At 37.7% G+C, this 18,158-nt stretch carries 19 protein-coding genes; 13 read left to right on the forward strand and 6 right to left on the reverse strand.

Annotated features, from left to right (window positions below; all coding sequences use genetic code 11):
* Positions 1–27 precede the first annotated feature (27 nt).
* Complete coding sequence (locus WAX78_RS18840; protein WP_020059838.1) at positions 28–168, forward strand: hypothetical protein; 141 nt, start codon at positions 28–30, stop codon at positions 166–168.
* A complete protein-coding gene (locus tag WAX78_RS18845) occupies positions 168–365 on the forward strand; it encodes a DUF3813 domain-containing protein (protein ID WP_336483534.1) in 198 nt (65 codons plus the stop codon). The genes WAX78_RS18840 and WAX78_RS18845 overlap by 1 nt, the downstream gene beginning before the upstream one ends.
* Before the next feature lie 64 nt (positions 366–429).
* On the opposite strand, the gene WAX78_RS18850 is transcribed toward WAX78_RS18845, so the two are convergent.
* Positions 430–1,287, reverse strand: coding sequence for a YitT family protein (locus WAX78_RS18850; RefSeq protein ID WP_336483535.1), 858 nt, complete (start codon positions 1,285–1,287; stop codon positions 430–432).
* Between the two features lie 98 nt (positions 1,288–1,385).
* On the opposite strand from WAX78_RS18850, the gene WAX78_RS18855 reads away from it, so the two are divergent.
* The gene (locus WAX78_RS18855) at positions 1,386–1,517 is read left to right on the forward strand and encodes a DUF3941 domain-containing protein (RefSeq protein ID WP_336483536.1); all 132 of its coding nucleotides are present in this window, start codon (positions 1,386–1,388) and stop codon (positions 1,515–1,517) included.
* A 228-nt stretch (positions 1,518–1,745) separates the two neighbouring features.
* Positions 1,746–2,597, forward strand: a complete 852-nt coding sequence (prsA, locus tag WAX78_RS18860; RefSeq protein ID WP_336483537.1) for a peptidylprolyl isomerase PrsA — start codon at positions 1,746–1,748, stop codon at positions 2,595–2,597.
* 58 nt (positions 2,598–2,655) lie between these two features.
* Here prsA and WAX78_RS18865 read toward each other — a convergent pair whose 3' ends face one another.
* A complete protein-coding gene (locus WAX78_RS18865; protein WP_336483538.1) occupies positions 2,656–4,107 on the reverse strand; it encodes an RNA-guided endonuclease InsQ/TnpB family protein in 1,452 nt (483 codons plus the stop codon).
* Positions 4,108–4,316: 209 nt separating this feature from the next.
* Positions 4,317–5,171, reverse strand: coding sequence for a CvfB family protein (locus WAX78_RS18870; protein WP_336483540.1), 855 nt, complete (start codon positions 5,169–5,171; stop codon positions 4,317–4,319).
* Between the two features lie 410 nt (positions 5,172–5,581).
* Between WAX78_RS18870 and WAX78_RS18875 the strand changes: the two genes are divergently transcribed.
* Entirely contained in the window at positions 5,582–6,073 is a 492-nt protein-coding gene (locus WAX78_RS18875; RefSeq protein WP_336483541.1) for a YajQ family cyclic di-GMP-binding protein, read from the forward strand.
* 23 nt (positions 6,074–6,096) lie between these two features.
* Here WAX78_RS18875 and WAX78_RS18880 read toward each other — a convergent pair whose 3' ends face one another.
* Positions 6,097–7,389, reverse strand: a complete 1,293-nt coding sequence (locus WAX78_RS18880) for an alpha-amylase family glycosyl hydrolase (RefSeq protein WP_336483542.1) — start codon at positions 7,387–7,389, stop codon at positions 6,097–6,099.
* Positions 7,390–7,668: 279 nt separating this feature from the next.
* On the opposite strand from WAX78_RS18880, the gene WAX78_RS18885 reads away from it, so the two are divergent.
* The 6 genes from WAX78_RS18885 to WAX78_RS18910 all read left to right on the forward strand — a co-directional run bounded on the left by WAX78_RS18885 (position 7,669) and on the right by WAX78_RS18910 (position 13,437).
* Positions 7,669–8,958 (forward strand): ammonium transporter, encoded by a 1,290-nt coding sequence (locus WAX78_RS18885; RefSeq protein WP_336483543.1) that lies wholly within the window; start codon positions 7,669–7,671, stop codon positions 8,956–8,958.
* Positions 8,959–9,327: 369 nt separating this feature from the next.
* Positions 9,328–9,552 carry a hypothetical protein gene (locus WAX78_RS18890; protein WP_336483544.1) on the forward strand — a complete coding sequence of 75 codons (225 nt, stop codon included), beginning with the start codon at positions 9,328–9,330 and terminating at the stop codon, positions 9,550–9,552.
* A 196-nt stretch (positions 9,553–9,748) separates the two neighbouring features.
* Positions 9,749–10,009 (forward strand): DUF3947 family protein, encoded by a 261-nt coding sequence (locus tag WAX78_RS18895; RefSeq protein WP_336483545.1) that lies wholly within the window; start codon positions 9,749–9,751, stop codon positions 10,007–10,009.
* Between the two features lie 921 nt (positions 10,010–10,930).
* Positions 10,931–11,881, forward strand: a complete 951-nt coding sequence (locus tag WAX78_RS18900) for a metal ABC transporter substrate-binding protein (protein WP_336483546.1) — start codon at positions 10,931–10,933, stop codon at positions 11,879–11,881.
* Between the two features lie 78 nt (positions 11,882–11,959).
* A complete protein-coding gene (locus WAX78_RS18905) occupies positions 11,960–12,667 on the forward strand; it encodes a metal ABC transporter ATP-binding protein (RefSeq protein ID WP_336483547.1) in 708 nt (235 codons plus the stop codon).
* Entirely contained in the window at positions 12,613–13,437 is an 825-nt protein-coding gene (locus tag WAX78_RS18910) for a metal ABC transporter permease (RefSeq protein WP_336483548.1), read from the forward strand. The genes WAX78_RS18905 and WAX78_RS18910 overlap by 55 nt, the downstream gene beginning before the upstream one ends.
* A 391-nt stretch (positions 13,438–13,828) precedes the next feature.
* Here the strand turns inward: WAX78_RS18910 and asnB are convergent, their stop codons facing one another.
* Positions 13,829–15,676: an asparagine synthase (glutamine-hydrolyzing) gene (gene asnB / locus WAX78_RS18915; RefSeq protein ID WP_336483549.1), complete on the reverse strand. Its 1,848-nt coding sequence runs from the start codon at positions 15,674–15,676 to the stop codon at positions 13,829–13,831.
* A gap of 141 nt (positions 15,677–15,817) precedes the next feature.
* Between asnB and WAX78_RS18920 the strand changes: the two genes are divergently transcribed.
* Positions 15,818–16,369 carry a DUF2777 domain-containing protein gene (locus tag WAX78_RS18920; protein ID WP_336483550.1) on the forward strand — a complete coding sequence of 184 codons (552 nt, stop codon included), beginning with the start codon at positions 15,818–15,820 and terminating at the stop codon, positions 16,367–16,369.
* Between the two features lie 76 nt (positions 16,370–16,445).
* Here the strand turns inward: WAX78_RS18920 and WAX78_RS18925 are convergent, their stop codons facing one another.
* Positions 16,446–16,799: a YisL family protein gene (locus WAX78_RS18925; RefSeq protein ID WP_336483551.1), complete on the reverse strand. Its 354-nt coding sequence runs from the start codon at positions 16,797–16,799 to the stop codon at positions 16,446–16,448.
* A gap of 152 nt (positions 16,800–16,951) precedes the next feature.
* Between WAX78_RS18925 and WAX78_RS18930 the strand changes: the two genes are divergently transcribed.
* Positions 16,952–18,142, forward strand: coding sequence for an ornithine--oxo-acid transaminase (locus WAX78_RS18930; protein WP_336483552.1), 1,191 nt, complete (start codon positions 16,952–16,954; stop codon positions 18,140–18,142).
* Positions 18,143–18,158: the final 16 nt, after the last annotated feature.

Consider the following 18,158-nt stretch of genomic DNA (forward strand, 5'->3'; position numbering starts at 1 on the left):
CTTTTCTGCTAAAAGGGGGAATTACGAATGGGCAAAAAGAATAAGTCAAAACGTTTCGTACAACAAGGGGCAGATTCTGTTATGCAACATGACGCAAGATTCCCATACCGTGGTACATTAGCTGAAGCAGAAAAAGAACGAAATAACTCTTCTCTTGGAGGGTTCTAATGGGTAACTTACTGTTCCAACAAGCACGAGATGCTGTTTCACAAGCTGTATCTTGTTCAAACCATAGCGAACAACAAGCACTTGTTGCTAAAGCGAAAAATGCTTTGCTGTCCGCTTATACCAATTCTTCTACTGCCGAAAAAGTACAATTACACGAAATGCAAGAAGAACTTCAAAGCATTTCAACAGCAGAATAAAGCTTAGCTGAGCAACTCCGACTAGACGAACAAATAAAAGAGGACCACATGTGGTCCTCTTTTATTATTCTTTACGGAACAATCCAAACACTCCAACAGTTTGGATGACGTTTGTGAACGCACCTGGATCTACCTTTTTTATAACCCTTTCTAATTCATACAACTCGTAGCGAGTAATAACAATCATTAGCATTTCTTTATTTTCATTCGTAAACCCACCTATCGCTGGAATGGTTGTAATTCCGCGAACTAACCGTTCATGAATTGCCTTTCGCACTACTCCACCATTTTTCGTTACAATAAATGCAGTAATTTTCACATGGCGCGTATGTATGGCATCAATAATACGTGAAGATACATATAATGTCACTAGCGTATAGAGCGCCTTTTCCCAGCCATATAAATAACCGGCCGCTATAATAATGATAGCATTAAAAAAGAAAAAATACGTTCCAACTGGCTTATCTTTTACTCTGGATAAAATCATCGCAATGATATCTAGACCGCCGGTTGAAGCCCCCCACTTCAAGGCCATCCCTACCCCTAACGCAGAAATGATTCCTCCAAAAATGGCATTTAAAATGATATCGTGAGAGATCGCTTTTACTGGCACTATTTCTAAAAATAGTGTCATAAATACAACACTTAAAAAACTAAATATAGTAAATGACTTCCCTACTTTTTTCCAAGCTAAAATAACAACTGGGATATTGAATAAACTAAAAAGAACTCCTGTGGAAATATGAATTGACATAAAATCCGCTAACACTTGCGAGAGTAATTGTGACAATCCAGCAAAACCACTAGCATACACTTTCGCTGGTGTTAAAAATAAGTTCATCCCAATTGCATTCAACAAACCAGCAACGATAACAACGACTAATTTTTTTACAAGTTCACCATAGTTTAGCTTTAAATCCATATCTCCTAGCCCACCTTTATATGAATTGCATTGTATACATAGTCTTAACGAAAACGGAAATGATAAACGTACAACTGTTACGAAGGGAGTTGAACCATATGCCTCACACAAGCGACAACGACAAAAAAGCGCGTGATAACAACGCCAAACGTACACAAAAAAATGAAGAACAGCAAAAAAATATCCAGCAAGGAAAACACGCTTACTCCAAAAAGACTGATCATCTATGAAGTAAAGTGGAACTTTCATCAGTAAGCAATTTTCTTACTGACGGTTAATCGTGCTCATTTCGTTCTTATCATTCAGTCTTACACCCTCTGTTTCATTTTGATACTTCCTCCCCGTACATCAACATTTTCGTTGATGTACTTTTTTATGCAAAAAACCACCTCAAATTCACATCATGTTCACTTCCTTTTTTTACAATAGTAATAACGATTTTTGGATGAGGTGTTTACATGAAACGAAGACAATTATTTATCGCTGCAGCGACGCTCGGCACATTAATGTTATCTGCATGCGATCCAAAAGGAAGTTCCGATCCAGTTGCAACTTCAACTGCCGGTACGGTAACAAAAGGAGAATTTGATCAAGCATTAAAAGAACGGTTCGGAAAAGATATGCTTTATGAAATGATGGCACAAGATATTATGATTAAAAAATACAAAGTATCCGATGATGAAGTTGATAAGGAATTTAATAAGGTGAAAGATCAAGCAGGCGATAATTTTAAATCATTTCTCGAAAGCAATCGGATGAAAGACGAAGAAGACTTAAAAAAACAAATTCGTTCAAGCTTGTCCATTGACAAAGCAATCAAAGAAACAGTAACGGAAAAAGACATAAAAGCACGGTATAAACCAGACATTAGAGCTAGCCAGATTTTAGTAAACGACGAACAAACAGCTAACGATATAAAAAAACAACTAAACAGCGGAGCATCATTTGAAGAATTAGCAAAACAATATTCCGAAGATACGGTTTCAAAAGCAAACGGCGGAGATTTGGGTTACTTCGGTCCTGGAAAAATGGTACCCGAATTTGAAGAAGCCGCTTATAAATTAAATGTCGGTGAAATTAGCGATCCTGTAAAATCATCAAAGGGCTACCATATTATTAAATTAACAGATAAAAAAGCATTAAAACCATATGATGAAGTAAAAGATTCGATTCGTAAAACGATTGAAAATGAACGCATACAAGATAATACGTGGCGCCAAAAAGTATTAACAGACGAATTGAAGAAAGCAAATATTAAAGTAAAAGATAGTGACTTAAAAGATACATTTACACATGCTCTACAATCATGAAAACTCCCGCCACTTCTCTCCTTCGGATCTTGAAGTGGGGGTTTCTCGTGTATCACCTTCAAAAGATGCTTAACACGAGTGGAGTTGACACAGCTGCCTGATGGCACAACCCCTCTATTCCATCGGCAAACGCCTTTGGAACTGCTTTTTTTAAGATGTTATAGGAGCCATTCACATCTGCGTTCAGTAGTTTGTTCTCTTTCGTGCGATACAAGCCACGTTTGATACGTTTCCCACTGAATACAGGAATGTCTTCCTCACCATAAGTGGGGATATCATCATTGTCTAGGAAGGATGCTTTGCTTGTATACGATTCTTCTACGACTTGCACAGTAATACCTTTTCGTTTTGCCTTATAGATGATCATTTCAATGAGTTGACTATGTGGAACATGACAAAATGATTGATTTTGTCGTGTCCCCATTTCACTGTTTTGTTTCCATGATGTATTTTTCCCCATCACAATCATAGAGATTTCCTGTTGAATCGCCATCTGAACAATGTGGTGACTCATTTTGTGGAAGATATCTTTTATTTTGAGAAACCGTTTCTCATGAAGCCTCTCTAAACGGTTTGATGTGTGTGGTCCTTCTTTTGGTTCTTTTCCATGACGAAGAATCCCCAGTAAATGAGCCTTTTGTTTGTTGTAGTATTGATTGATGCTTTTGATCACATTGCCCTTCACTAACACAGGAGTAGCCCCTGTATTCGTTGTGATAGTTGCAATGTTATTGATACCTAAGTCAATACTCATATAGCGATTATTGTCGACACGCTCAGGTACTGGCTCAGATTGTTCTGCCACAATTTCAATTTTAAACTTACCATAAGCAGGAGAAACACGTACCTCTTTGTGATTGCCAATCCGTCCAAACAATTTACCAATATTTAATTTTATGCTTGTTTTTGGAAAACGAATGTATTTATCTTGGAGTTTACATACTTGATTTGTGAATACAATTTCTCTCATAGATAATTTAATATATTTAGGAATGCGAGGTCTGCCAGTAAAAGTGGAAGGATGTTTCTGATATGCTTTCATAGAAGCGAAGAATGATTTCCCGTTTTGATATAGCTTCTTCATAACTGCTTGATTCGTTTGCGCTGGCAAATTCATATAATCTTGTTGCTTCATTGTTTTAAACAAACAATCTAGAAAGTTATAGGATAGAAACGATTTCTCTTTTGTCGGGAATGTAAACAAGTTACATTTCATTTCTTTTTGTTCGTTAACAGGTTTTTCTTTCTGTTTTTGTACACGTTTTTGATACGCATGAAGTTGATTTTCATTCATGATTTCAATATGTGCTTGTAATGTATGAAGAACTTCTTGTTGAAGAGGCTGTAATGGTTTCTCAGTACGTAAGGCCGTATACACTTGGCGAATATAGAAGTTTGTTGTATTGTAGAGATTTTTTGCATTTTGGCACATTCCCATGAAGTAGGCGTATAATTTGTGACCTTTCTTAATCCAAATTTGATAGGTTGCATATTCTTTTTCTTTTGTCATAATTTTCACCTCCTTCTTGCCTTCATGATACTACAAAACAACGAAAAAGAACATATATTCGCATCGATATCAAAAATTTTTTTACGAATGTAATGGCAATCCCCCACCTTAAACTGAGCTATGCACTGTGCGTTTTGAAGATGGGGTTTTCTCGCCCATTTTCCGATAAAAACAGCCGAACAAATCTAATTTGTTCGGCTGTTTTCTCATTATTTTTTAAAGTATGTCCAACCTTCTTCTTGATAAATCTTTTCTTCTTTCATCAATTTACCAAGAGCACGTTTGAAGGCTGCTTTACTCATGTTAAAACGCTCTTGAATATCTTCCGGATGACTCTTATCCCAAAACGGCATTGCACCACCGCGGCTTTCCATATACTCATAAATAACCGCTGCATCATCTTCCATTCCTTCTTGTTTACGAGGAAGAAGTGAAATGTTGATTGTTCCATCTTCTTTTACATCAACAATACGGCCTGTTACGCGCTCTCCAATACGCACTTGTTCTTTGCGCTCAGAGTGGTGCAAAAAGGCACGGAAATGCTCATCCGTTAATACAAACGATCCTACTTGCAATGAACGGTACACACGACCGTTTACATTTTTATTGCGCATAGATGGCGTTGCATCAACGATGATTTCTTGCATATCTGAATCCCTTGCCGGAAGAGCAATAAGACGACCACGATTCGTTAATTTTAATGTACAATACAATTCATCATCTTCTTGTGGCCATACTGGTGTATAAATTGGAAACTCATCAGCTGGAATTAATATATCTTTCGAAACGCCGATATCAACAAACACCCCTAAACGAGGCTTCACTTCCACAACTTTTACCCAATTCCAATCATCTGTTGTAATAAGTGGTGTTTTCATCGTTGCTGCTAAACGTTCTTGATGATCGTGATATAAAAACACTTCAATTGTGTCACCTTCTGCAATCTCTCCAGCTACTTCATTTTTATGTAAAAACACTTCATTTTCTTCGTAACCGACCATATACCCAATCTCTGTTTCGCGTAAAACTGTTACTTGTTCAATCGCTCCTGGTTGTAGCTTCATATTTTTAATTCCCTTCTCTATATAAAATTTATCTTATTCTAACGGGTGGTATCCTTATTGTTTCTTCACGTAAAAACAGCTCATAAAACTAAATTAACATAACTGACTATCAGTGGGAATGCCCTCACTGATAGAAGTCTTACTTTATTTTTTATCATTCCAAACAAAGTTTCATTATACACGTTTTTTCCTTTATTTGTCCAACACGCCAAAATTAACTATAATAAAGTGAGACTTTAATCAGTGAGGGAGTCTTTCCATCCCTCACTGATTATTAGTCGAACCAATCGGGCCTTTACGGGCAGTTTATCCCCCTACCCAACCAATGTATTTTTCGCTATACTTTAATCGGGCTATTACTGCTCGTTAAGGCGGGGTAAGAGGTGGAATTTAATTCGGAGGTGCTTACTATGGCAAAAGATAGTTCTTTTGATATCGTTTCAAAAGTAGAATTTCCAGAAGTAACAAACGCTATTAACATCGCGTTAAAAGAAATTCAAAATCGTTATGACTTTAAAGGAAGCAAAAGTGATATTAAATTAGAAAAAGAGGACATCGTTTTAACTTCTGATGATGAGTATAAACTTGATCAAGTAAAAGACGTTCTGATTTCAAAATTAATTAAGCGTGAAGTTCCTATTAAAAACTTAGATTATGGAAAAGTTGAAAGTGCTTCTGGCGGTACAGTTCGTCAACGCGCAAAGTTACAACAAGGCATTGACAAAGAAAACGCTAAAAAAATCAATAACATTATTAAAGACTTAAAATTAAAAGTAAAAACGCAAGTACAAGACGATCAAGTTCGCGTAACAGGTAAAAGCCGAGATGACTTGCAAGCAGTTATCGCAGCTGTGCGCGGTGCTGATTTATCAGTCGACGTACAATTTATCAACTATCGATAATCATACATAAAAAATCCTCTAATTTAAGAGGATTTTTTTCGTTTCTTTACTAATACAATAAAAATCATGAACAACAAATAAACGCAAACTAGCGCCAAAATAAACGACCAGTTCCACCCCGTTTTTTCTGCAAGCGCATATACATTAGCCGTTTCTCTTTTCATCACAAGATAATATTCCCCGTTTTCTTCTCGTACCATATCATCCTCTAATAACCCGCGCAGTTCACGATTTTCTCCAAGTTCGCTTGCAGCAAGCGTCACCTTTTGTGTTTCTGTTGTATTATTAATAGCAATAAACGTTGTTTCATCTTTATACATACGCTTTATAATACTCATGCCATCTTTATCATACAATAGTTCAAACGTTCCGTACCGAAGTGATGGTAATGTTTTTCGAAGTTCTCCTAGCCTCTCTATATACTGCAAAAACTTCTCATCCGTTTTAAAATCCATTAAACGGCGATTATCCGGTGTCTTCCCTCCATCTAGCGCAATTTCAGTACCATAGTATACAATTGGAACACCTGGTGATGTATATAAATAAGCAAGCGCTAATTTCAAACGGGTCGGTGGATAATATTTATTTTCTTTTGCGTTTCTAACAAAACGCTCCGTTTGACTATTATCTATAAACGTCCCTTCCATACGATCGCCGCCAATTTTCGTCACATCATACAATGGCTTTACAGAAATATTCGGTTTTGCAAATACCTCCGTAATCCTCTGCTGATAAGCCTGATTAAATCCTCCTCCACTTTGCGTATCCTCTATTACAAAGAAATTTTGTTTCACACTCTGTACGGCTTTCATTACTTCACTCAGAAATTCCTTTGTAACACTCTCGTTATGTATCAGACGGTAACCATCTATATCCGTTTCCTTAATCCACCGTTTAGCCCCTTCAATAGTGCTCGTTTCATCTTCATTATCCACTACAAGTTCAAACATAACTTTCATATCTCGTTTGTGTGCTTCTTGAACAAGTTGCTGCATGTCTTTCATCGTTCCAAAGTGTTCATTCATTTTTGTTATATCAGTAGGATGATAACCATCGTAATTACTGCTTTCAGTAGGCGGTGACAACAAAATAGAAGTAAAACCCATCTCTTTTATATAATCAAGTCGTTTTATAATCCCTTGTATATCTCCTCCTTGGTATGCTTCTAAATTATTCGTATCAATCCCTTTATCATTTTTAGAATCACCATCATTAAAACGATCAATCATAATAGAATATACAATTTCATCTTGCCACTGCCTCGTTTCCTTCGCTGACACATGAATCGGTAATTGAAATAAAAATAATAGACACATGAAACATAGAAAATACTTTCCAAAATCCCTCTTCACATTGCTTCCCCCAAATTTTTTAATTATATGAAAAGTATAACAATTTATCTTTATCTCGTATACTCATGCATTTCGATTACACAAAAGCAATATTTCGCCTTACCCAAAGATTCATCATGTCACATTTCCTTACATAACAAATTGAATTTTCTAAAAAATCTGTTGATTTATTTTTAATTATTGAATATGATACTAAATATAACTTTTAGTGTTAATTTTTATAACATAACAGGAGGGGAAAAGATGAATATGGGAGATACAGTATTTCTTTTTTTATCTACCGTGATGGTGATGATTATGACACCTGGGCTTGCTTTATTTTACGGAGGGATGGTTCGCAGTAAAAACGTACTTAGTACAACGATGCACAGTTATAGTGCAATGGCAATCGTGTCCATTCAATGGATTTTCATCGGTTACTCTTTAGCATTCGGACCAGATTGGAATGGACTTATTGGTAATTTTGATTGGTTCGGACTACAAAATGTTACTTTCACACCAAATGAAGCCTACAGCGCTACAATTCCACACAACTTATTCATGATGTTTCAACTCATGTTTGCAATTTTAACTCCCGCTTTAATTTCTGGTGCATTCGCAGAAAGAATGCGATTTTCCGCTTTTCTTATTTTCATCTTACTTTGGACGACGCTTGTATACGATCCTGTTGCTCATTGGGTTTGGGGGCTGGGAGGATGGCTTCGAGAACTCGGAGCACTCGATTTTGCAGGAGGAAATGTTGTTCATATTACATCTGGCGTCGCAGGCCTTGTATTAGCCATTTTCCTCGGAAAACGCAAAGATGCCCACGACTCTTCACCCCATCACTTACCATTCACAATCTTAGGTGCAGGATTATTATGGTTTGGTTGGTTCGGCTTTAACGTCGGTAGCACATTAACATTAAATGACGTTGCACTAACAGCCTTTATTAATACAAATACAGCTGCTGCAGCTGCTGCACTTACATGGATACTTACAGAATGGCTTTTCCAAGCAAAACCAACTGTACTAGGTGCTGCTTGCGGAGCTATTTCTGGTCTCGTCGCAATTACACCAGCTTGCGGCTTTGTAACACCATTATCTGCCCTTATTATAGGTGCAATTGGCGGTGCTCTTTGCTTCGGAGCCGTCTATTTCTTAAAACACAAGCTCGGTTACGACGATGCACTAGATGCCTTCGGTTGCCACGGCATTGGTGGAACTTGGGGCGGCATTGCAACAGGACTATTCGCTACAAAATCCGTTAACAGCGCAGGTGCAGACGGATTATTTTACGGAAATGCAGCACTTCTTTGGAAACAACTACTCGCAATCGGAGCAACTTATGCATTCACAGCCATAGCGACGTATGCAATTATTAAAGGAATTAGTTTATTCCTACCCGTTCGCGCACATGAACATGAAGAGAAAATGGGACTCGATCTTTCCCTTCACGGAGAAAGGGCATATGAACAAGTCGAAACTCCACTTATTGGAGATATTTTAGATGGAAAGTTAAACCACCAAAGTGTTTACAATTCTCCAAAATAGGTCATGTTTAAACGAAATTATAGAATGAAACTTCCATCAGTGGTCCCCACCTTTCTTCTTTGCTTTTCTCTGAATCTCCAGCTAGGGTCTTACTGCCCAAAAATAGCGAGATAAAAAGAGGATTTCATAATGAAATCCTCTTTCTTCTATTTATAAATGCTCCACTCCATTTAGATTTTGAACAATGTTTTTAAAATTCTTCATTATATACTTCTTCAATTTACAACATTCGAATTATTTGAAGTGGATTCATAAAATTATTTAACAAGTAATCTACCTAATTTGATTAAAGGTACGCTCTTTCCCTAGATATAGGTCATAACATGTAAAAGGGAATCCAACTACTACAAAGGAGTGCTATGAGTTGTTATGATAAATCCATTCTTTAACAATACAAGGCAAGCGGGCGTGGGTGCCGGTTCATATGTTGGTGCCCAGCAGACACTTCATTCAATTCATCAAGTGATAGCAGCAGATCCTCTTTTTACACATGTCGTACATCATCATGTTATACCCCATCACATTGCATATCATCATGTTATATATCCAACTGAGTTATCGACAATTCCCTTCGGCTCAATATATTATCTCTAAGGAAAGCTTTCGGCTTTCCTTTTTCTTTACATAAAGTGAAACTTCCATCAGTGGGGATCTTACTGCCAATTCATACGAAATAAAACTACTTAATGGGTAATCTACCTGATTTGATTAAAGGTACGCTCTTTCCCTAGATATCGGTCATAATATATAAAGAGAATCCAACTACTAAAAAGGAGCTCTATGAAACATCATGATAAATCCATTCTTTAACAATACAAGGCAAGTAGGTACAGGCGCGGGTGTGGGCGCAGGTGCTGCCGTCACATTTAGTTCTGCCCAACAAACACTTCATGCAATTCATCAGGTGATGGCAGCAGATCCTCTTTTTACACATGTCGTACACCATTATGCTATGCCCCATTTTATTGTACATCACCCTGTTATCTTCCATCATGCTATGTATCCGGCTGCTCTCTCAACAATTCCCTTTGGCTCAATATATTATCTCTAAGGAAAGCTTTCGGCTTTCCTTTTTTCTTTACACAAATAAAGTGAAGCTTACATAAATGGTGTCCCACTGTTGGAAAGATCTCACCAATCGGGCGCATGCCAGCAGTTATCCCCCACCTATCTTCTGTAGAAAAGTGGAAGCCGCTCGCCCAGAATCGCAGGACGCCCGCGTCCAAGGCAGAAAGGCGCTTTTTGCCTCATCCGAGGGGGCGAAACGACCGGAGATTCTAGCCGCTAGAGCTGGACAACAAAGAAATGTGGAAGTGGCTCGTCAAGAATGCGAGGGGGATGGAGCTTCTGACGTAGAGGTGTTTTTTACCTCGTAGGAAGAAGTGAAGCCACCGAACATTCTAGCCACTGGAACTGGACAACGATTCTCTCTTAATCTTGAGGTGAGGGTCTTACTGCCCACGAATAGCGGGATAAAAACTGACAAAAAGGATATTTTATTTGTTCGTTAGTCAATTTCATCAGCCAAGCTGTCTCCTATAGTACGAGAATCCGTTCTTACAATTCGTACAATATTTTTAGAAGACAGTGTCAGTATAAAGTATGTACCTATTACTATATAATTGCTATAATTTAAATCGAAATGATTACGCTTTATATAAGGGGTTATTTTTTTAAAATCTGTTCTTAATCTACTTAAGAATCAAATTACAAGTGATGAACATTTCTTATGGAAATATAGTTGTAGAAGAATTGTTACAAAAGCAACCAAATACGATTTATTTATTTCATCGTTCCTGCGGCCATGAACATCACAATAAAATTAAAACTATTACAATCCAGGATATTCCTCCACTATCTAGGAGACAATTTAAAAAGCGGTTAACCTCAGATAGTAGTATTCTTTTTGTAAATCGTAATTACTATTATTTATATTAAGTTTCATATTTGTATAAAGGAGAATGAGTACATCATGAAAAAATGGAAATTTGGTGCATTAGTAACTGCTTTAGCCCTTTCGACTGCTATTGCAGGCTGTTCTAAACAAGATGAGGCAAAGGGTACTACAAAACAAGACAAGTCTCTTAAGGTCGTAACAACATTTTACCCTATGTACGACTTTACTAAAAATGTGGTTGGCTCCAATGGAACAGTAGATGTGTTAATTCCTGCCGGGACAGAACCACACGATTTTGAACCCACTCCAAAAGATATTGCTAAAATTGAAAATGCCGATGTGTTTGTATACAACAGTGACTCTATGGAAACATGGGTACCTAAAGTACTAAAAAGCCTTGATAATAAAAATATAAAAGTGGTAGATGCAAGTAAGGGTATTTCACTTATGGAAGGAACCGCTGAGGATGAAAAAGATAAGCATACTGATAAGGAACAAGGACATCCGATGGATCCTCATGTATGGTTAGATCCAGTGTTAGCCCAAAAAGAAGTAGAAAATATTAAGCAAGCAGTTATAGAAGCAGATCCAACTCATAAACAAGATTATGAAAAAAACACAGATCAATTTACTGCAAAGCTAAAAGATTTAGATAACCAATTTAGAACAACTCTCGGTAATGCAAAACATAAAGAATTCGTGACGCAACATGCGGCATTTGGGTACTTAGCAAAAGAATATGGTCTTACTCAAGTTCCAATTGCTGGTCTTGCTCCTGATCAGGAACCAAGTCCAGCTAAATTAGCAGAACTTCAAAAGTATGTGAAGGACAACAATATTAAGATCATTTATTTTGAGGAAGTAGCTTCTCCAAAAATAGCAAAAACTCTTGCGGATGAAACGGGAGCAAAAACAGTTGTATTAAGCCCAATTGAAGGAATTACAAAAGAAGAACAAGCCAAGGGAAGTGACTATATTAGCTATATGAAAAAGAACTTGGATGCACTAAAACAATCTATTATGTAATGGCAATAGTAGTGCGTTTTACAATCATGTAAAACGCACTTTTCTACTTACACCTAAAGAAAGGAAAAGACGGATTTCATGAAAATCATATCTATGAATCAGGTTCAATTTAAGTATGGAAATGAAACCATTTTAGAAGATATTTCCCTCGATATAAATAATGGTGAGTTTGTTACACTGACTGGGCCGAACGGAGCGGCAAAATCTACTCTGTTACGAATTATGTTAGGCTTATTAAAGCCTTGGAGAGGAACCGTAAACATCAGTAAAAAAAATGAACAAGGACAGAAACTTATCATTGGTTACGTCCCTCAACAAGTTTCTTCCTTTAATGCAGGATTTCCAAGTACCGTGTTAGAGCTTGTACAGTCTGGCCGTTTCCCTCGCGGAAAGTGGTTTCGTTCACTTTCTAAAGAAGATCATGAGCATGTTAAGCAAGCGCTACTTGGAGTCGATATGTGGAAATTTCGCAGCAGCAAGATTGGAGAGTTATCAGGCGGACAAAAGCAACGAATTTGTATCGCTCGTGTCCTAGCTTCCGAACCAGACATTCTAGTTTTAGACGAACCCACTACCGGTATGGATTTTGAAAGTCGCAATCATTTTTATCAATTGATGAGACATCATGTCACAGAACATGGGCGAACGGTCATCATGGTTACACATGACTTGGATGATGTAAAACCGTATGCAGATCGAAACATTTATTTAGAAAGAAAGGAGAACACACAATGGAGATGCTTCACTTTGGGTTCATGCAACGAGCATTTTGGGCAGGCGGATTAATTGCCATGATAGCCCCCATATTAGGGATGTTTTTAATTTTAAGACGCCAGTCTTTAATGGCTGATACCCTTTCTCATATTTCGTTAGCTGGGGTAGCACTTGGTCTAACACTTCATTCCAATGTTAATGTAGTGACGATTATCGTTATTATCATTGGTGCATTAGGAATTGAATATATGAGAAATACTTATCGTACGTATTCAGAAGTATCCGTGGCTATCCTTATGGCGGCTGGATTATCCTTAGCTCTCGTCCTAATGAGTTTAAATCAAGGCGGTATTTCAACTAATGTAGAACAATATCTGTTTGGATCTATTATCACAATTAGCCAAGAACAACTTCGTTTCTTAGTAGTAGTTTGTATCTTGGTAGGAATCTATTATCTAGTGTTTCAACGCCCTATGTACGTATTGACGTTTGATGAAGATACAGCCTTTACAAGCGGACTACCTACAAAGTGGCTATCCTTGTCCTTTAGCGTATTAACAGGTTTAACCATATCCGTTATGATGCCTATTATAGGTGCATTGCTTGTATCAGCGCTTATGATATTACCAGCTGCTATTGCGATGCGTCTGGTAAAAGGATTCAAAGTAGCTATTCTATCTAGTATGGCAATAGGTGTCATTAGTATGTTTTTAGGACTCACGTCTTCATATAAATTAGGGACACCGCCCGGGGCAACTATTACACTTGTCCTTGTATTATTTTTACTTTGCGGACTGTGCATCCAATGGATTTGGAAATCTATTCGTTTTAATCGCGCATAAAGTGAAACTTCCATCAGTGGAGAGTTTTTTCATCTCCCACTGATGGAAAGCTCTCACCAATCGGGCTTTTACGGGCAGTTATTCCCCACCTACCTTCTTAAGAAAAGCGGAAGCGGCTCGCTCAGAATCGTAGGACGTTGGAGCTCAAGGCAGAGAGGCGCTTTTTGCCTCGTCCGAGGGGGCGAAACGACCGGAGATTCTAGCCGCTAGAGCTGGACAATGCTTTTCTCCGAATCTTGAGGTGGGGGTCTTACTGCCCGCGAATAGCGGGATAAAGTGAAAGATATTACAATCTGTCACGTATTGTCTTAACAATAAAAGAAGTAGAGCAGCTTTCAAAATACGCCTATTAAAACTGAGGGTCATAGCTTACACGCTATGACCCTCAGTTTTATTCTTTAATATTTATATTGTACTCCTTAAACCAAACATGAATTTGCCCTAAATGCGCCAACAGCTGCGGCCCCGTCATCAATTGCCCGAACCATGGCGTTTGAAATGCACTGCCCCCTGATTCAATTAACCCACGCAACTGCTCATTATCAAATAATTCATGAAGAATGGACTGTTTATCCGTTAACAACTCTTGCAGCCATGAAGTAACTGCCTTCGTATAATACGGATTATGCGTTTTCGGATATGGACTTTTCTTTCTATACAATACGTCATCTGGCAATACACCCTCTAGTGCCTTGCGTAATAGACCTTTTTCGCGGTTTTTATACATTTTCATTTCCCACGGAATATTCCACGCATATTCGACAAGACGATGATCAGCAAATGGTACACGCACTTCTAAGCTAGCTCCCATACTCATTCGATCTTTTCGATCAAGAAGGGTCGTCATAAACCAAATCATATTTAAATAAAATAATTGCCTTCTTTTTGCATCAAGCATGCTTTCCCCTTCTAATGCAGGTGTTTCGCGCACTGATTCCTCATAACGATACTGTACATACTCTTGTAATTTTAGTTTTTTACGCCATTCTTTTTTTAGCAATTGTTCACGCGCTTCTGTTGATCGCATCCACGGAAACGCACTTGATTGTAAGTCATCTTCGCGGTAAAACCACGGATAACCACCAAAAATTTCATCGGCACATTCACCTGACAAACTTACAACAAAATCTTGTTTAATTTCTCGGCAAAACCAAAGCAGTGAGGAATCAATATCCGCCATCCCTGGCAAGTCTCGAACAAGCACGGCTTCTGTTAAATGCTCCGCTAAGCTTTCGTTCGAAATAACGCAGCGATGATGGATCGTATCAAATGTATTTGTCATTAACGAAATAAAAGGAGCGTCTGAATTCGGCTGAAATGCATTCGATTTAAAATATTTTTCATTATCTTCATAATCAATCGAATACGTATGAAGTCTCCCTTTTCCTTCCCGTTCATACGCCATCGCTGCAAATGCAGTAATCGCACTAGAATCGACGCCTCCTGATAAAAATGTACATAACGGAACATCCGATACTAACTGCCTTGTAATCGCATCTTGCAATAGAAATCGAACTTGTTCTACCGTTTCTTCAAAACTATGTGTATGCTCTTCACTCACGACATTCCAATAACGCCAAACTTTTAAACCATCTTTTGAAAACGTCAGTGCATGACCTGGACGCAATTCTTCAATTCCAGCGAATATACCATGCCCAGGAGTTCGAGACGGTCCCAATCCAAGTACTTCTGCTAACCCTTCCGTCGTAACCTCCGTCTTTATATCCGGGTGAGCTAAAATAGATTTTAATTCTGAACCAAACAACAACCTTCCTGTATTGCATTTGTAAAATAATGGTTTCACTCCTAATCGATCACGCGCAATAAAGATTTTCTCTTCTTCCTCATCCCATACCGCAAATGCATAAATGCCATTTAAATGCTCAACGCATTGCTCTTTCCACTCTATATAGGCTGTCAATAAGACTTCTGTATCAGAATGTCCTTGAAACGTGTATCCTCTATTCCGTAATTCTTTTCGAATATCTTCTGTATTATATAACTCTCCATTATAGGAAATTGTATAGCGTTCTTCTTTTTTCATCCGCGTCATCGGTTGTTTTCCGCCTTCTGGGTCGACAACAATTAACCGTTTATGCCCAAAAGCAACATGATTCCTAAGCCAAACGTTCGTATCATCCGGGCCCCTCTTCGCGAGCGTTTCTGCCATCTTCGTTATTGTTTCTTTTTCTTCCAATAACACTTTTGTATAATCAACCCACCCCGTAATTCCACACATTTCAATCACCCTTTCTCATCTCATATCCGCAGTCTGTTTTTATTTTATGCCCAATTTCAATTCTATGTTCCTTAGTTATAAAGAAAGACCGAACTGTCTATAACAAGAATAGAAACTTCTATAAAAAAGGAGGGCACAGGAATGAAACAGCGTAAACATATTTTATATAGCCAACCACGTGCTCACACAATCGGAAATGTTGAATATATAAACGATGAATGGGTGTTTTTCGATGAAGAAAGCGATGAAGCTTCTTTATTAGAAGATATGATTGAAGATGGATTTGAAGTTTTATATAACAATAATTGGTTACCTGCTCGTTTTTATGAGCACAATGTTCTGCAAGTAGCAGATGAACATCATCCGTTGCAAAACGGCGAAACAATTCGTATCCGAAAAAGGTTAATGATAAGCTACCATGAGTGGCTAGAAGAACTTCCAGATTCATCTTTTTCACTTATAACGGAAATATTACAATCACTAGGTTATTCTTTATACGACTGTATATATTCCCATAATTTTTTGTCTTTCCAGCCAAAAGACCAGCCATGCGAAGGAGTTAATTTTCTCTTATTTGATAATGAAGAAATGATTTGTTCCCTTCATCACCATTATGTCCGTTATTCTACACATAATAAGGATATATTTAAAATTACAAAAGCAGATGGGGATGAACTGCATATTCACAATTAAGATTAAAATAAAAAAGAAGGGTGTCATCTAAAAGGTCAAATTCATCAACCTTTTAGGACACCCTTCTTTTTTTACATTAAGCAAACGGTGAAAATCCTAGTGGTAATCGTAAACCAAGATATAACACAACTAACAACACAATAACAAATTGAGCCCAAAACGCTCCTGTCGCTTTTTGTTTACTTGTTTTCACAAGAACCATTTCCATCGCAGCAATTACCCAAATACCACCGAGCATTTTCATCCCATATAACATAGGCATCCAGTGGACGTCTTTGTAAATTAATAATCCTGTTGCAATAATTAAAATATACAGCAAACGAACTACCATGTGCATTGCTTTTGCTTGCTTTCCACTCTTATACATCGAATATGTTACAAAAAACAAAATAATCCCTAACGACCATGCAGTAATATGCATATGTATCATATAAATCTCTCCTCCTCTTTTTCCACACTTTTTCACTTTATATGATACCACGTCTATTTCTTTTCAGGAAACATTTAGCTTTTTTCACGTTTAAATGATATAATATTTAGAGTATTTACAAACTTCTTGTAAAAGCAAAAGGGGGAACTAGCATGATTCAAACAAAAGACATTATTGAATTAACAGAAACATACGGAGCAAATAACTATCATCCACTACCGATCGTAATTGCGAAAGCAGAGGGTGTTTGGGTAGAAGACCCAGAAGGCAACCGTTATATGGACATGCTTAGTGCATATTCTGCTGTAAACCAAGGTCATCGTCATCCAAAAATTATTCAAGCACTTATCGACCAAGCTGGGCGTGTAACATTAACATCACGTGCATTCCACAGCGATCAATTAGGTCCTTGGTATGAAAAAGTAGCGAAATTAACTAATAAAGAAATGGTACTTCCAATGAATACAGGTGCTGAAGCTGTCGAGACTGCTATCAAAACAGCAAGACGCTGGGCATACGATGTGAAAAAAGTTGAAGACAACAAAGCTGAGATTATTGTATGTGTTGATAACTTCCATGGCCGTACAATGGGCGCAGTATCCATGTCATCCAACGACGAATATAAACGCGGATTCGGACCAATGCTTCCAGGTATCGTTGTTATTCCTTACGGCGACATCGAAGCATTAAAAGGAGCTATCACACCAAATACAGCTGCATTTATTTTAGAGCCAATCCAAGGCGAAGCTGGTATTAACATTCCACCAGCAGGTTACTTACAAGAAGCATACAATGTATGTAAAGAAGAAAATGTATTATTTGTTGCAGATGAAATTCAGACAGGCTTAGGCCGTACTGGAAAATTATTCGCATGCGATTGGGACAATGTTATTCCTGATATGTATATCCTTGGAAAAGCATTAGGCGGCGGTGTATTCCCAATTTCTTGCGTTGCTGCAAGCCGCGAAATTTTAGGTGTATTTGAGCCAGGTTCTCACGGTTCAACGTTTGGTGGTAACCCACTAGCTTGTGCGGTTTCTCTTGCTTCTCTAGACGTACTATTAGAAGAAAATTTAACAGAGCGCTCTTTACAATTAGGAGAAAAGCTGGTAAATCAATTACGTGAAATTGACAATCCAATGATCACAGAAGTACGCGGAAGAGGTTTATTTATCGGAATCGAGCTAAATGAACCAGCACGTCCTTACTGTGAAAAATTAAAAGCATCTGGCTTACTATGTAAAGAAACACATGAAAATGTAATTCGCATTGCTCCGCCTCTTGTTATCTCTGAAGAGGATTTACAATGGGCATTCGAAAAAATTAAAGCGGTATTATCTTAATAAAAAGAAGGTTGTC

This window comes from Bacillus yunxiaonensis (assembly GCF_037104695.1).
Lineage (GTDB): Bacteria > Bacillota > Bacilli > Bacillales > Bacillaceae_G > Bacillus_A > Bacillus_A yunxiaonensis.

Excerpts from the sequence above, each read along its gene's own strand:
- WAX78_RS18840 (WP_020059838.1), top strand. The coding sequence starts at position 28 with ATGGGCAAAAAGAATAAGTCAAAACGTTTCGTACAACAAGGGGCAGAT.
- prsA (WP_336483537.1), top strand. The coding sequence starts at position 1,746 with ATGAAACGAAGACAATTATTTATCGCTGCAGCGACGCTCGGCACATTA.
- WAX78_RS18885 (WP_336483543.1), top strand. The coding sequence starts at position 7,669 with ATGAATATGGGAGATACAGTATTTCTTTTTTTATCTACCGTGATGGTG.
- WAX78_RS18930 (WP_336483552.1), top strand. The coding sequence starts at position 16,952 with ATGATTCAAACAAAAGACATTATTGAATTAACAGAAACATACGGAGCA.
- WAX78_RS18925 (WP_336483551.1), bottom strand. The coding sequence starts at position 16,799 with ATGATACATATGCATATTACTGCATGGTCGTTAGGGATTATTTTGTTT.
- WAX78_RS18865 (WP_336483538.1), bottom strand. The coding sequence starts at position 4,107 with ATGACAAAAGAAAAAGAATATGCAACCTATCAAATTTGGATTAAGAAA.
- WAX78_RS18850 (WP_336483535.1), bottom strand. The coding sequence starts at position 1,287 with ATGGATTTAAAGCTAAACTATGGTGAACTTGTAAAAAAATTAGTCGTT.
- WAX78_RS18890 (WP_336483544.1), top strand. The coding sequence starts at position 9,328 with ATGATAAATCCATTCTTTAACAATACAAGGCAAGCGGGCGTGGGTGCC.
- asnB (WP_336483549.1), bottom strand. The coding sequence starts at position 15,676 with ATGTGTGGAATTACGGGGTGGGTTGATTATACAAAAGTGTTATTGGAA.
- WAX78_RS18920 (WP_336483550.1), top strand. The coding sequence starts at position 15,818 with ATGAAACAGCGTAAACATATTTTATATAGCCAACCACGTGCTCACACA.
- WAX78_RS18880 (WP_336483542.1), bottom strand. The coding sequence starts at position 7,389 with ATGTGTCTATTATTTTTATTTCAATTACCGATTCATGTGTCAGCGAAG.
- WAX78_RS18900 (WP_336483546.1), top strand. The coding sequence starts at position 10,931 with ATGAAAAAATGGAAATTTGGTGCATTAGTAACTGCTTTAGCCCTTTCG.
- WAX78_RS18910 (WP_336483548.1), top strand. The coding sequence starts at position 12,613 with ATGGAGATGCTTCACTTTGGGTTCATGCAACGAGCATTTTGGGCAGGC.
- WAX78_RS18870 (WP_336483540.1), bottom strand. The coding sequence starts at position 5,171 with ATGAAGCTACAACCAGGAGCGATTGAACAAGTAACAGTTTTACGCGAA.
- WAX78_RS18875 (WP_336483541.1), top strand. The coding sequence starts at position 5,582 with ATGGCAAAAGATAGTTCTTTTGATATCGTTTCAAAAGTAGAATTTCCA.
- WAX78_RS18845 (WP_336483534.1), top strand. The coding sequence starts at position 168 with ATGGGTAACTTACTGTTCCAACAAGCACGAGATGCTGTTTCACAAGCT.
- WAX78_RS18855 (WP_336483536.1), top strand. The coding sequence starts at position 1,386 with ATGCCTCACACAAGCGACAACGACAAAAAAGCGCGTGATAACAACGCC.
- WAX78_RS18895 (WP_336483545.1), top strand. The coding sequence starts at position 9,749 with ATGATAAATCCATTCTTTAACAATACAAGGCAAGTAGGTACAGGCGCG.
- WAX78_RS18905 (WP_336483547.1), top strand. The coding sequence starts at position 11,960 with ATGAAAATCATATCTATGAATCAGGTTCAATTTAAGTATGGAAATGAA.